Genomic DNA, 12,531 nt, shown 5'->3' with positions numbered 1-12,531 from the left:
TGCTGGACGGGTGAACCGGTTGACCAGGCCCGACGCGCGGACGCTCGCCGTCGTCGCGGCGGTCGCCGCGCTCTCCCTGCTGGTGACGCTGCTGGTGTGGCGGCGGCAGGATCTCCTCGGCGTGGTGCTGGCGCTGCTCTGCGTGCTGCTCGCGATCCTCGCCGCCGTGTCGGTGGCGGCGGCGCGCCAGCACGACGAACCGACGGCGGAGGACCCTCCGGCGGCCATTCCGCCGCCCCTGCCCGAGCCGTCCGGCGTGGACGCGGACACCCTCGACGCGTTGGACAGCCGGGACGCGCTGCGCGCGGTACGCGACCGTCGGCGCGGCCTGAACGGCGGCTGAGCGCCCGGGCTCTCCTCGCACCGCCGTCCTTCTCGGATCGAGAGCGGGTCGCCGGGGGATGCGAAGCTCGCCGTCCCGGCGAGCACCGGGTCGAGGCGGGTCTGCCGGTGGGCGCGGAAGCTCAGTGCCTGGCGAGCGCCGGGCCGAGGGCGGCCTGCCGGTGGGTACGGAAGCTCAGTGCCCGGTGAGCGTCGGGCCGCCCAGCGCGTCGACGCCTCGCCCCGCCAGGCAGCGGAACGTCCGGTCGATGCTGCCGTCCACCGGCGGCAACACCTCGAGGTGCCAACCGGCCGTCGGATCGATCCGGCTGGTCAGCCGGAACGTGGTCGGGCCGCACACCTGCTGGACCACCGGGTCCGCGGTGATCTCCGGGTAGCCGGCGCCGACCAGGTGCACCGGGAGCACCCCTTCGGCGTACGCCTCCCAGGTGTGCGGGCCGTCGCAGGTCACCTGGGTCGCCTCGGCGCGGGTGCCGCGCACCCGTACCGGCCCGAAGCACTCCAGCCCGGTCGCGCACCGGGCCCCCTCGGGCAGCGTCTCCACGGTGGCCGCGTCGGTGCAGCCGGGCAGCCGTCCCTCGGTCGCCGGAGCGGCGGCCCGGCTCACCGACGGATCCGGCTTCCGCGCGCCGTCGGCGACCCAGGCGCCGGCGGCGGCCGAACCGGCCACGGCGAGCACCACGGCACCGCCGAGGAACCAGCGCCGACGCCAGCGCCGGCCGGCCGACTTGGCGGGGCTGGGGAGGGTGGGGTGGGCGTCCTCGGCCGGGTTACGGGGCAGCGGCTGACTCGTCGGGCCGGCGTACGGGCCGGAGCCGGTGAAGCCGCCCCTGCTCGGGATCCCCGGGACGGGCGCGCCGCTGACCGGGGTGGCGGCGGGCTCGATGGGGAGCGCGGCGAGCAGCCCGAGCAGCTCGGCGGCGGAGGGGCGATCGGCCGGATCGTTCGCCATTCCGGCGCGCAGCACGTCGATCAGTGCTTCCGGAACACCGGGCAGCCCGGGAATCGGCTGGTTGAACATCTCCAGCACGGTGACCAGGCTCGGGTTGCGCTCGGCCTGCCAGCGCGGCGGCCGGCCGTGCATGACGGCGTAGAGGGTGGCGCAGAGCGCGTAGACGTCGACGGCCGGCGAGGGCGGGCTGTGGTTGAACATCTCGGGCGGCGCGTACGCGGGCGTCAGCACCTCGAGCGTGACCGTCGGATCGCGCACCTCGGCCAGTACGGCCAGCCCGAAGTCGGCGAGCACGGCCGGGTTGAAGTGCGAGTAGAGGATGTTCGCCGGCTTGACGTCTCGGTGCAGCACTCCGGCCCCGTGCGAGTGGGCGAGCGCATCCGCGATCTTGATGCCCAGGTCGCGCGCCTCGGCCGCGCCGAGCGGGGAGTTGCGCATCCGCTCGGCGTACGAGCCGTCGCAGAGCTCCATGATCAGGTAGGGATGCTGGTCGACGGTGACGCCGACGTCGAAGAGATCGACCACGTGCGGGTGGGACGACATCCGGCCGGCGGCGCGCGCCTCGCGCAGGAACCGGGCCTGGTCCCGCTCGCTGTCGAGCGTCCGATTCTCCACCTTGACCGCGACCTCGCGGCCCACGGAGATCTGGGTGGCCCGGTAGACCGTGGCGTAGCCCCCTCGGGCAAATACCCGCAAATCAGTCAGACCAGGCACGATGGGTGCCGGCAGACTGCCGGACGGGGTGTCGGTCACAGCTCGAAAATACCCAACCGTACTGACGGGTCAGCGGACCGCGTCGGCTGCTGGCGCCTCGCCGGCCGCCCCGGCATCGGCCCGGCCGCTCGGATCGGCCGCCCCGTCGCCACCTCGGGCCGACCCGACACCACGGTTCCGGCGGGCGTCCCACCACAGGCCGACGGCGGTCGCCAGGGCACCGGCGCCCTCCCAGGCCGCCACCCCGAAGAACCGGCCCGGCGCGATCTCGGCCAGCACCGCGATGCTGAAGACGGTGAAGGTGACGAGCCGGAAGAAGACCGTGAACCGGTAGAAGACCCGCCATTCGGTGGCGGTGGCGAGCAGGTAGTAGACGCCCATGTTGAACGAGGCCATCGAGGAGGCCATCAGGAACGTGCCGGTGTGGTCACCCGGGGCGCGGGTGGCGGGCACCTCGAAGCCGAGCGAGCGGAGCATCGCCTCCGGCCAGAGCAACCCCACCGCGCCCATGATCAACGCCAGCACGCCGAACACCGCGATCGTCCAGCCGGCAACCGAACGCGGCAGCCTCATGACGGCCCTCCCCCAAGCCGGTACGGCCGCCACTGTGGACCGCCGCGTGAACCTGACACGCTATCCGCTGCCCGGCCCCCGGTACATCAGCAGAACCGACACAACCCCCGGCTGCGGCGTCCGGCCCACCGGCGAGCGAGATCAGTCGGCGGCCAGGCGGGCCCGGAGCGCCTCGGCACCGCGCCGCTCACTGCGCTGCTCGGTGCCGTACGCCAGCCGGACCGCCTCCTCCGCGCCGGCCAGCGCCTCGGCGGTACGGCCGGTCGCGGCGAACGTCTCCGCCTGCACCATCGCCCCGATCACCTGGCCGCGGACGTCCTCGGCCGGCGCCGCCGCCGCCCGGCAGGCCCAGTCGAGCGCCTGCTCCGGCTGCCCGTGGGCGAGCAGCGCCGAGGCGTACCGGGCGAGCGTCTGCCGGCGGGAGATGAGCAACGAGGGGGTACTCCCGGCGGCGGTGGCCACCGGGGCGAGCAGCCCCACCGCGGTCGCCGAGTCGCCGATCGCGAGGCGGGCCGTGGCCAGCAGCACCCGGGGCGCGACCTGCGCCGGCGCCTGCGGGTTGTTCGGCTCGACAGTGGTCAGCACCGTCCGGGCGTCCCGCTCCGCCGCCGTCACGTCGCCCAACTCCAGCGCCACGAAACCGCGCAGCGTGCCGGCCATCCCGGTCAACAGCGGGTGAGCCGTGCGCTCGGCGTACCCCAGCGCGTCGGTGAGCAGGTCGGCGGCGTGCGCCGGCTCGCCCAGCCCGCGCGCCACCACACCCCGCACCACCAGGGCGAATCCGCACCCCCACTCGTCGGAGGCGGCGTCGAAGTCCCGGTAGGCCCGCCGGGCCTCCCGGTCCGCCTCGGCCAGATCACCCAGCTCCGCGCTGGCGAAGGCCTCGACCGCTCGTAGCGTCCCGACCGCCCACGCCTCCCCCACCCGCTCGCCGAACGGCAGGAAGACCCGCGCCAGGCGGTCCGCCTCCCGCAGCCGACCGGCCAGCAGTCGGGCGAACGCCGTGGTGCCGCGCAGCCAGGCCCGGCCGTACGGGTCCTTCAACTCGGCGAAGAGCCGCGCGGCGCGGTTCAGGACCGCGTCGGCGCCCGCGAAGTCACCCCGGGTGGTGGTGACCCAGGCGAGGTTCTGCAACGACCACGCCTGCCCGGGCCGGTCCTTCGCGGCGAGGCTCACCTGGTACGCGGCCGCCAACCGGCTGCTCGCCTGGCTGAGCCGCCCGGCCACGAAGTCGGCCATGCCCAGCCGGCGCATCGCGGAGGCCCGCAGCGTCGGCAGCTCGCCGGCGGTGGCGACCTGCAGGGCCTCCTGCCACGCCGCGACCGCCCGGTGCTGGTCGCCGAGCGTCTGGTGCGCCTGCCCGGCGAGCAGGAGCGCGCTGGCCCGGGTCCCCTCGTCCCCCGCGTTGGCGGCGATCTTCTCGGCCGAGGCGAGCGCGTCGGCCGCCCGGCCGATCTGGAGCAGGGCGCGGGCGTGGACCACGAGATCCGCGGCGGGCACCGCCTCGTGGGCCAGCTCGACGGCGCGTTCGGCGTACTCGACGGCGAGGGCCGGCTCCCCCGCGGTGAGGGACCGGCGGGCGGCCCGACCGAGCGCGGCGACCCCGAGCGGCACCACCGCGCGCGCCGGCGCGTCGGGACGCAGCTTCACCGCGTCGGCGAGCGCCGCGGTCCGCTCGACGTGGGCGGCGACGAACTCGTCCCGGTCGATGTCGGTGAAGACGCCGGACGGCTTGGCCGAAAGCTCGTCCCCGTCCGCGCCGGGCGCCGCCCAGCGGGCCAGGGCGGCGTGCCGCTCGGCCAGCTCGGCCTTGCTGATCCCGGCGTACGCGGCCTCCCGCATCAGCGGGGTGGCGAACGTGTACCCGGCCCGGGTGCGGTGCAGCATGCGCCGTTGCAGCAGCTCGTCGACGGCTCGTTCGAGCTCGACCGCGACCACGGCGGCGGGCCGCCCGTCCAGCCCGGCGCGCTGCTCGCGCAGCGCCTCCAGGGCCCCGGCGGGGACCGTGTCACCGACCACCGCGGCATCCCGCAGCACCGACCGGGCCTCCGGCGGCAACGCGTCGAGCCGGGCCGCCAGCACGGCGGCGAGGTCCCGGGAGAGCAGCCGGCTGCTCAGCGAGCCGGGCACCAGCCGCCAGGCCACGCTCGGCGTGCCGGCGCGGCCGGCGACCGCGGTGAGCGCGCCCCGCTCCCGCAGCAGGGTGACCAGCTCCGCCAGGTAGAACGGGTTGCCCTGAGCCGTGGCGAGCAGCCGGTCGGTATCCGCCTGCGGCAGCTTCCCGCCGCTCAGATAGCTGGTCAACAGCCGGGCCGCGTCGGCGCCGCGCAGCGGCGGCAGGGCGTGCACCTCGGCGTCGGCGACCCGGGTCAACGCACCCGCGGTGCGGACCAGCTCGGGGCGGCCGAGCAGCAGCACCAGCACCGGGCCGCTGAGCCGGGACAGGGCCAGCCCGAGCGCGCGGATGGTCTCCGCCGTGGCGTCGTGCAGGTCGTCGACGATGACCACCAGCGGCGCCTCACCGGCGAGCGCGCTGAGCAGGTCGGCGACCGCGTTCGGCACCGCCTCGGCGTCGGTGGGTGGCTGGGTGGCGGTCCACCCACCCTGGTCGGGAACCTCCGTGGTCAGCTCCGCGTAGCCGAGCAGGGCGAGGAGCTGGTCGGTCACGATCGGCGCGGGTTCGGCGCCGCGGCCCAGTCGCTGGCCGAGCCGGCGCAGCCGCTCCTCGACCGCCGGGCGGGTCAGCGCGGTGGACTGATCGTTGGGCAGGCCGACCGCGGCCCGGACCAGGTCGGCCAGCGGGGCGAGCCGCCGCCGCTCGCCGAACGCCGCACAGCGCACCGAGAGCACCCGGGCGCCGGTGTGCGCGGCGTACCGGCCGGCGCCCACGTCGTACCCGGCGGCCAGGCGCTCCACCTCGGCGGCGAACCGGGACTTGCCGATTCCCGCCTCGGCCGTCATGAGCAGCACCCGGGGCTCGCCGCGGTCGATCACCTCGGCGAGCCGGCCGGCGACCCGGCCGATCTCGGTCTCCCGCCCGACGAACGGGGCCTCGTCGCCCAGCCCGGAACGGGTGCCGGGCGCGTCCAGGAGGCCGAGCAGCTCGTACGCCTCGACCGGCTCGCGCTTGCCCTTGAGTCGCAGCGGGCGCAGCGCCCGCCAGGAGGCGACGTGCCGGGTGGCCGCGGAGGTGCGGGCGCCGGCGTAGACCGCGCCGACGGCGGCCGCGTCGGCCAGCCGGGCGGCAGTGTTCACGGTGTCGCCGATGACCGTGTACTCGATGGCGGCCTGGATGCCGGCGATGACGTCGCCGGTGTTCAGGCCGACCCGCAGGCCCAGCGGCGCGCCGCCGCCGCGCTCGTCGTCGAGCACCCGGCGGACCGCCCGCTGCATGGAGAGCGCGGCACGGACGGCGCGCTCGGCGTCGTCCTCGTGCGCCACGGGTGCGCCGAAGACAGCCATGATCCCGTCACCGGTCAGCTTGTCGACGTGCCCGCCGAAGGTCTTCACCGCACCGGCGAGGGCGGCGAGCACCCGGTCGGTGACCGCACCGACCCGCTCCGGGTCGAGATCCTCCGACCAGGAGGTGAAGTCGGAGAGGTCGCCGAAGAGCACCGTCACCACTCGGCGTTCGGCGGCCGGCAACGTCGCGGCCGCCGGCAGCGCGGCGCCGCAGTTGTGGCAGAACCGCGCGCCGGGGACGGCTACGGTTCCGCACACCGGGCAGGTCACGGCAGCTCCAACTCCGTGTCCCCGGTCACGCATTCCCGGGTCTCGGGCGCGAGGTACTCCAGCTGCGCGCGTACCGACCACTCGGCCGCCCACCAGAGGGAGCGGTCCACGTCGGCGTAGACGGCGGCGACCACCTCGGCGGGGGTGGTGGCGCCGGCGGCGACCGCCGCCCGGACCTGGTCGAGCCGCGCCCGGCGGTGGGCCAGGTAGAAGTCGGCCGCCGCGCCGCAGTCGGCCAGCGCCGGGCCGTGCCCGGGCAGCGCCGGGACGCCGCGGTACGTCGAGAGCACCTCCAGGCTCGTCAGGTAGTCACCCAGGTGCCCGTCCGGATGGGCCACCACGGTGGTGCCCCGGCCCAGGATGGTGTCGCCGGTGAGCACCACCCGCTCGTCGCCGCGCTCGACCAGGAAGCAGACGGAGTCGCTCGTGTGACCGGGGGCCGGGACGACCCGCACGCTCAACCCGGGAATCTCGAGGTCGGTGTCGGCGTCGAGCGATCGGCCGTCGACGGTGTGCACGGGGTCGACCGCGCGTACCGGCACGCCGCCGAGCAGCTCGCTGAGCCTCGGCGCGCCCTCGGTGTGGTCCGGGTGGCCGTGGGTGATCAGCACCAGCGCGACCGGTCCGTGCGCGGCGATCGCGGCCAGGTGCGCCTCGTCGGCGGGGCCCGGGTCGACGACGACCGCGTGCTCCGCGCCGGGGGCGCGCAGCAGCCAGGTGTTGGTGCCGTCGAGCGTCATCGGCCCCGGGTTCGGGGCGCGGAGCAGCGTCACCCAGGTCGGCAGCTGGTCGGCGAGCGCCGCTGCCGGCGCGGTCACGTGCCCGGTCATGGCTGCGATCGTACGACCCCGCCCGCCCCACCCCACGATCTTGCGGCACACCGTAGAGGTTTCTGCCCGTTCACGACTTTCGTCACCGACGAGCCGCCGGTCGCGGGGCGGAGCGGGACCACTCGGGTCAGCTGACCTCGACGATGACCTCGACCTCGACCGGGGCGTCGAGGGGCAGCTCGGCCACGCCGACAGCGCTGCGCGCGTGCCGACCGGCCTCCCCGAAGACGGCGCCGAAGAGGTCGGACGCGCCGTTGATCACGGCGGGCTGGCCCGTGAAACCGGGAGCGGACGCCACGAAGCCCGTCAGCTTGACGATCTTCACGACGTTCTCCAGGCCGACCAGCGAGTCGATCGCGGCCAGCGCGTTGAGCGCGCAGCGCTCGGCGAGGTCCTTGGCCTGCTCGGCGGAGACGCCGGCCCCGACCTTGCCGGTGGCCAGCAACTTCCCCTCCGCCATCGGCAGCTGGCCGGAGACGTAGACGTGCGCGCCGGACTGCACCGCCGGCACGTAGCTGGCCACCGGCGGCACCACCTCGGGCAGCTCGTAGCCGAGTTCGGCGAGCTTCGCGTGCGGCCCGTTGCTCATGCCGCCACCTCGCTCCGCGCGCTGAGCCGACTGATTCGCTCGCTGCGCTCGCTCATGCCTTCGGCCGCTTCAGGTAGGCGACCAGCTGGTCCGGGCTCATACCGGGCACCACGGCGACCAGTTCCCAGCCGTCCTCACCCCAGTTGTCGAGGATCTGCTTGGTCGCGTGGACCAGCAGGGGGACCGTGGCGTACTCCCACTTTTGCATCGGTGCAGGGCTCCCTCGAAACGCGGATCGTTCGAGGCACAGCCTACGGACCGGTGGTGGGCCGGGACGAGGGACGCTGCTCGGGCGCGGCGGGCAGCTCCCCGCAGGGGCCGCCGTGCTCGTACCGCTGTGGGCAGCGGGAGCGGTCGGGCAGGAGGAGGTCGCAGAAGACCCGGTACCGGTTGTTCTGGTCGTCGGCGTTGGAGACGGTGGTCTCGCCCGCGTCGAGTTCGGGCAGGAAGCCCAGGGAGACCGCGATCCGGCCGGCGAGGGCGGTGGCCGAGGCCAGGTCGGGTACCCGGATCGGCAGGTGGATGACGTAGCCGGGCTCCTCGTCCTCCCGGCCCCGCTCCAGGGAGCGCTTCAGCGTCCGCACCACCTCGACCGGCTCCGCGATCGGCCGGTACGACCGCTCGTTGAGCGGCAGGCTCCCGACCGGCCCGTCGCCCTCACCGGCGGGGCCGGTCCCGACCCGACGTGAGCGATCGTTCGCCGGGAACTGGGCTCGAGGGGTGTTGTCCGCGTCGTGCATGCACTTCCTCCGGGCGTCGTACCTGGTCAGATCCCTGCTCACCGGTCCGGACGGGACGCCCGGCCGGGTTCCCCCGCGCCGGGACGACCGTAGGTCCGGTGCCGGAGTCCCGCCAACAGGACGCGCGCGCCTCCCGCACCGCCAGTCACATATGCGACAGATGCCGTGTACCTGACAGACGCCGGCCACGCTCCCACCTGCAGCGGCCACCACGGGCGACACCGGCGGGGAGATCGACCGCTACCCTTCCGGTCGGACGGCGCACGATACGGCCGCCCTCGACTTCACGCTCGACGCCGGGTGGCGGCGGGCGCCGCACCCCCGGGGGAAGAGATGAGCCAGCCACCCAGCGACGACGCGAGCGGAGCTCCGGCCGTGCCGCAGGCGCACCCCGGCGCCGGGCAGCCGCTCACCCCGGCGGAGCAGCCGGTCTCGCCGGCACCCTCCGCCGGCCCGGGTGGCCCGGCGGATCTCGACGCTCCGTCCGCCCAGCCGCCGCTGCCCGGCCAGCCCACCACCGCCGCCGGCCCCCAGCCCGGCCAGCCCGGCTTCGTGGCCGGCCAGCCCGGCTTCGCGACCGGCCACCCCGACCAGCCCGGCCAGCCCGGCTTCGTGACCGGCCAGCCGGCGACGCCGGGCGGACCCGGAGCGGGTCCGGCGGGCTACCCGGGCGGCCAGCCCGGGGTCCCCACCGGCTACCCGCCGGCCGCGCCGGGCTTCCCGCCACCCGCCCCGCCGAAGAAGAAGCGTGGCGTGCTGATCGCGGCGATCGCGCTCGCGGTGGTCCTGGTGCTCTGCGTCGGCGGCGGCGTCGCCGCGTTCCTCACCCTGCGCAACGTGGAGACCGGCGAGGGGGCGAACGAGCCGGCGACGGCGGTGGACCAGTTCCTCACCGCTGTCTACAAGGAGCAGGACGCGACGAAGGCGGCGAGCCTGGTCTGCGCCTCGGCCCGGGACGACGACAAGATCGCGGCGAAGGTGGCAGAGGTGGAAAAGTACGCCTCCGCCTACCAGAACCCCCGCTTCCGGTGGAGCGCCCCGAAGGTGGACAACCGGAACGCCGACCGGGCCACCGTCTCGGCCAAGGTGACGATGACGACCTCCGACGAGAAGGTCGCCGAGCAGGAACTGCGCTTCACCGTGGTGCAGAAGACGGGTTGGTGGGTCTGCGAGGTCGCCTGACCGCCACGGCTGGATAGGCTCGACGGGTGCGAGCAGCTGATCAGCAGGCCGACCCGGCCGGTGTCGAGTGGCCGGCCCGCCTGAATGTGGTCACCGGCAAGGGCGGCACCGGCAAGACGAGCGTGGCGGCGGCCCTGGCCCTGGCCCTCGCGGCCGGCGGGCGACGAACCCTGCTGATCGAGGTCGAGGGGCGGCAGGGCATCGCCCAGCTCTTCGGCACCGACCCACTGCCCTACGAGGAGCGGCACCTCGCCGACGCGCCGGGCGGTGGTGAGGTCCGGGCCCTGGCGGTGGACGCCGAGGAGGCGCTGCTCGAATACCTGGACATGTTCTACCGGCTCGGCGCGGCCGGTCGGGCGCTGCGCAAGTTCGGTGCGATCGACTTCGCCACCACCATCGCTCCCGGGCTGCGCGACGTGCTGCTGACCGGGAAGGCGAAGGAGGCGACCACCCGCACCGTCGACCAGCGCCGGGTCTACGACGCCGTGGTGCTGGACGCCCCGCCGACCGGACGGATCGGCCGGTTCCTCAACGTGACGGCGGAGACCGCCCGACTGGCGAAGGTCGGCCCGATCAAGACGCAGAGCGAGGGGGTCGCGGCGCTGCTGCGCTCGCCGATCACCGCGGTGCACGTGGTCACCCTGCTCGAGGAGATGCCGGTCCAGGAGACCGTGGACGCGGTCGCCGACCTCACCTCCTTCGGCTTCCCGGTGGGCCGGATCATCGTCAACGGCACCCGTCCGCCGCTGCCGACCGGCCGGGTGGTCAGCGCCGCCGAGCTGCGCCGCGGACTGCTCGCCGCGGGACTGCCCGCCGACCGGGACGTCGTGGCCGGTCTCCACTCGGAGGCCCACGATCAGGTCATCCGCCGGGAGCTGGAGGACTCGCTCCGGGCCGACCTGGTCGAGTTGGGGCTCCCGATGATCGAGTTGCCGTTGCTGCCCGACGGGGTCGACCGGACCGGGCTCTCCGCCCTGGCAGAGGCCCTGCGCGGAGCCGATTGACTCACACCTGTCGTCGGCACGGGCGCACGGACCCGGTCGGCCCGATACGCTCGATTGGTGCCTTCTGCAGACGTGGCGCCACAGCTGGATGTCGACCAGGTCCTCGCTGATCCGGGCGTCCGGATCGTGGTGTGCTGCGGCTCCGGCGGGGTCGGGAAGACGACCACGGCCGCCGCGCTGGCACTGCGCGCCGCCGAGCAGCACGGCCGCCGTACGGTGGTGCTCACCATCGATCCGGCCCGCCGGCTGGCCCAGTCGCTCGGCCTCACCGAGCTGGACAACACCCCTCGTCAGGTGAAGGGGATCGACGTCGAGGCCAGCGGCGGCGAGCTGCACGCCATGATGCTCGACATGAAGCGGACCTTCGACGACGTGGTGCTCCAGCACACCGATCCGGCGAAGGCGGCGGAGATCTTCGCCAACCCCTTCTACCAGGCCATGAGTTCGACCTTCGCCGGCACGCAGGAGTACATGGCGATGGAGAAGCTGGGCCAGCTGCACGCCCGCGGTGAGTGGGACCTGATCGTCGTCGACACGCCGCCGTCCCGCTCGGCGCTGGACTTCCTGGACGCGCCGGCCCGGCTCTCCCGCTTCCTCGACGGCCGGATGCTGCGGATGATGCTCGCCCCGGCGCGCAGCGGCGGCCGGAGCATGTTCAGCCTGGTCACCGCGTCGTTCGGGATGTTCTCCAAGGCCGTGCAGAAGGTGCTCGGCGCTCAGCTACTGACCGATCTCTCCGGTTTCGTGGCGGCGCTCGACTCGATGTTCGGCGGCTTCCGGCAGCGCGCCGAGCAGACGTACCGCATCCTCCAGGCCCGCGAGACGGCGTTCCTGCTGGTGGCGGCGCCGGAGCCGGACGCGGTCCGGGAGGCCGCCTACTTCGCCGGCCGGTTGCGTGAGGAGCGGATGCCGCTGGCCGGCCTGGTGCTCAACCGGGTGCACCGGCCGACGGTGCCGGCGCTGGACGCGGCCACCAGCCGGGCCGCGGCGGACCGGCTGGCCGAGCTGGGCGGGCACGAGGGTGCCGCCGAGGTGCTACGGGCGCACTCCGCGCTGGCCCGGCAGGCAGCTCGTGAGCAGCAGGTCGCTGCCCGGTTCACCGAGGCGTTCCCGCAGGTACCGACGGTGTCGGTGACAGCACAGCCCGCCGACGTGCACGACGTCGACGGGCTGCGAACGATCGGCGCGGCGATCAGCCGGTCGTGACCAGGTCCTTGCCGGCCTTCTCCTTGGCGTTCTTCTTCATGGCCGCCTCGAACATCTTGCGCCAGCTCGTGACCTGCGGGTGGCGGCGCAGCAGCGCCCGCCGTTCGCGTTCGGTCATGCCGCCCCACACTCCGAACTCGATCCGGTTGTCGAGCGCGTCTGCCAGGCACTCGTACCGAACTGGGCAGCTCCGGCAGATCCGCTTCGCGACGTTCTGTTCGGCGCCCTGTACGAACAGCGCGTCCGGGTCCCCGTTCTGACACGCCGCCAGCGACGGCCAGTCAGCAATCATGCCCATGCGTACACGTCCCCCCTTGCAGTACCTACCGACCTCGTTACGCGTCAGCCGGCAATCCCCCCGATCGCCCGCCCGGCCTTCCCCTAGGCGGCACGGACGACATGTGGCGCTGTCGCCGTCCACCATCATGCTCTGTAGTCACCCGATTACGCAACGTTGTCGGCCAAATCCATCATTCCGGACACTCCCGGCTTCCCGGGCCCTCGACCGCCGCTTACCCCGCCCCAGAACGTGAAAACGCTGCGAAGGCCCGACTCGAGCGGGAAGACTCGCGGCAGGTCACACGCAACCACACACCGGGGGTCATGCGTTTAGCACAACGAGGGCAGCGCGCGCAGGAAATGGGGAAAGAACGCCCCAGCGCCCCTC

12 protein-coding genes are annotated in these 12,531 nt (G+C 74.3%); 4 read left to right on the top strand and 8 right to left on the bottom strand.

Annotated features, from left to right (window positions below; genetic code table 11):
* Nucleotides 1-19: 19 nt before the first annotated feature.
* A complete protein-coding gene (locus D7044_RS16895) occupies nt 20-343 on the top strand; it encodes a hypothetical protein (RefSeq protein WP_147434680.1) in 324 nt (107 codons plus the stop codon).
* 174 nt (nt 344-517) lie between these two features.
* On the opposite strand, the gene D7044_RS16890 is transcribed toward D7044_RS16895, so the two are convergent.
* The 7 genes from D7044_RS16890 to D7044_RS16860 all read right to left on the bottom strand — a co-directional run bounded on the left by D7044_RS16890 (nt 518) and on the right by D7044_RS16860 (nt 8,472).
* Nucleotides 518-2,047, bottom strand: coding sequence for a serine/threonine-protein kinase (locus D7044_RS16890; RefSeq protein ID WP_120689496.1), 1,530 nt, complete (start codon nt 2,045-2,047; stop codon nt 518-520).
* A gap of 30 nt (nt 2,048-2,077) precedes the next feature.
* Nucleotides 2,078-2,581: a hypothetical protein gene (locus tag D7044_RS16885; RefSeq protein ID WP_120680051.1), complete on the bottom strand. Its 504-nt coding sequence runs from the start codon at nt 2,579-2,581 to the stop codon at nt 2,078-2,080.
* 141 nt (nt 2,582-2,722) lie between these two features.
* Complete coding sequence (locus tag D7044_RS16880) at nt 2,723-6,313, bottom strand: adenylate/guanylate cyclase domain-containing protein (RefSeq protein ID WP_120689495.1); 3,591 nt, start codon at nt 6,311-6,313, stop codon at nt 2,723-2,725.
* Nucleotides 6,310-7,143 carry an MBL fold metallo-hydrolase gene (locus D7044_RS16875; protein ID WP_120689494.1) on the bottom strand — a complete coding sequence of 278 codons (834 nt, stop codon included), beginning with the start codon at nt 7,141-7,143 and terminating at the stop codon, nt 6,310-6,312. The genes D7044_RS16880 and D7044_RS16875 overlap by 4 nt, the downstream gene beginning before the upstream one ends.
* Nucleotides 7,144-7,270: 127 nt before the next feature.
* Nucleotides 7,271-7,732, bottom strand: coding sequence for a RidA family protein (locus D7044_RS16870; protein WP_120680045.1), 462 nt, complete (start codon nt 7,730-7,732; stop codon nt 7,271-7,273).
* 52 nt (nt 7,733-7,784) lie between these two features.
* The gene (locus D7044_RS16865) at nt 7,785-7,940 is read right to left on the bottom strand and encodes a DUF4177 domain-containing protein (RefSeq protein WP_120680043.1); all 156 of its coding nucleotides are present in this window, start codon (nt 7,938-7,940) and stop codon (nt 7,785-7,787) included.
* Between the two features lie 43 nt (nt 7,941-7,983).
* On the bottom strand, nt 7,984-8,472 hold the full coding sequence (locus D7044_RS16860; protein ID WP_120689493.1) for a hypothetical protein: 489 nt from the start codon (nt 8,470-8,472) through the stop codon (nt 7,984-7,986).
* 612 nt (nt 8,473-9,084) lie between these two features.
* On the opposite strand from D7044_RS16860, the gene D7044_RS16855 reads away from it, so the two are divergent.
* Genes D7044_RS16855 through D7044_RS16845 form a run of 3 tightly spaced genes read left to right on the top strand, consistent with a single transcriptional unit; the run spans nt 9,085 to nt 11,864 of the window.
* A complete protein-coding gene (locus D7044_RS16855; protein WP_120689638.1) occupies nt 9,085-9,654 on the top strand; it encodes an Rv0361 family membrane protein in 570 nt (189 codons plus the stop codon).
* Nucleotides 9,655-9,680: 26 nt separating this feature from the next.
* Nucleotides 9,681-10,658 carry an ArsA-related P-loop ATPase gene (locus D7044_RS16850; RefSeq protein ID WP_120689492.1) on the top strand — a complete coding sequence of 326 codons (978 nt, stop codon included), beginning with the start codon at nt 9,681-9,683 and terminating at the stop codon, nt 10,656-10,658.
* Nucleotides 10,659-10,712: 54 nt separating this feature from the next.
* Complete coding sequence (locus tag D7044_RS16845; protein WP_199716652.1) at nt 10,713-11,864, top strand: ArsA family ATPase; 1,152 nt, start codon at nt 10,713-10,715, stop codon at nt 11,862-11,864.
* Here D7044_RS16845 and D7044_RS16840 read toward each other — a convergent pair.
* Nucleotides 11,851-12,162, bottom strand: coding sequence for a WhiB family transcriptional regulator (locus tag D7044_RS16840; protein ID WP_120680036.1), 312 nt, complete (start codon nt 12,160-12,162; stop codon nt 11,851-11,853). The genes D7044_RS16845 and D7044_RS16840 overlap by 14 nt on opposite strands.
* Nucleotides 12,163-12,531 lie beyond the last annotated feature (369 nt).

Source organism: Micromonospora musae (genome assembly GCF_003626635.1).
Lineage (GTDB): Bacteria > Actinomycetota > Actinomycetes > Mycobacteriales > Micromonosporaceae > Micromonospora > Micromonospora musae.
Note: the sequence above shows the minus strand (reverse complement) of the source record. Positions and strands in the feature narration are given on the sequence as shown.

Bases quoted from the DNA above. Each gene is read 5' to 3' on its own strand.
- D7044_RS16865 (WP_120680043.1), bottom strand. From the start codon at position 7,940: ATGCAAAAGTGGGAGTACGCCACGGTCCCCCTGCTGGTCCACGCGACC.
- D7044_RS16860 (WP_120689493.1), bottom strand. From the start codon at position 8,472: ATGCACGACGCGGACAACACCCCTCGAGCCCAGTTCCCGGCGAACGAT.
- D7044_RS16885 (WP_120680051.1), bottom strand. From the start codon at position 2,581: ATGAGGCTGCCGCGTTCGGTTGCCGGCTGGACGATCGCGGTGTTCGGC.
- D7044_RS16875 (WP_120689494.1), bottom strand. From the start codon at position 7,143: ATGACCGGGCACGTGACCGCGCCGGCAGCGGCGCTCGCCGACCAGCTG.
- D7044_RS16840 (WP_120680036.1), bottom strand. From the start codon at position 12,162: ATGGGCATGATTGCTGACTGGCCGTCGCTGGCGGCGTGTCAGAACGGG.
- D7044_RS16870 (WP_120680045.1), bottom strand. From the start codon at position 7,732: ATGAGCAACGGGCCGCACGCGAAGCTCGCCGAACTCGGCTACGAGCTG.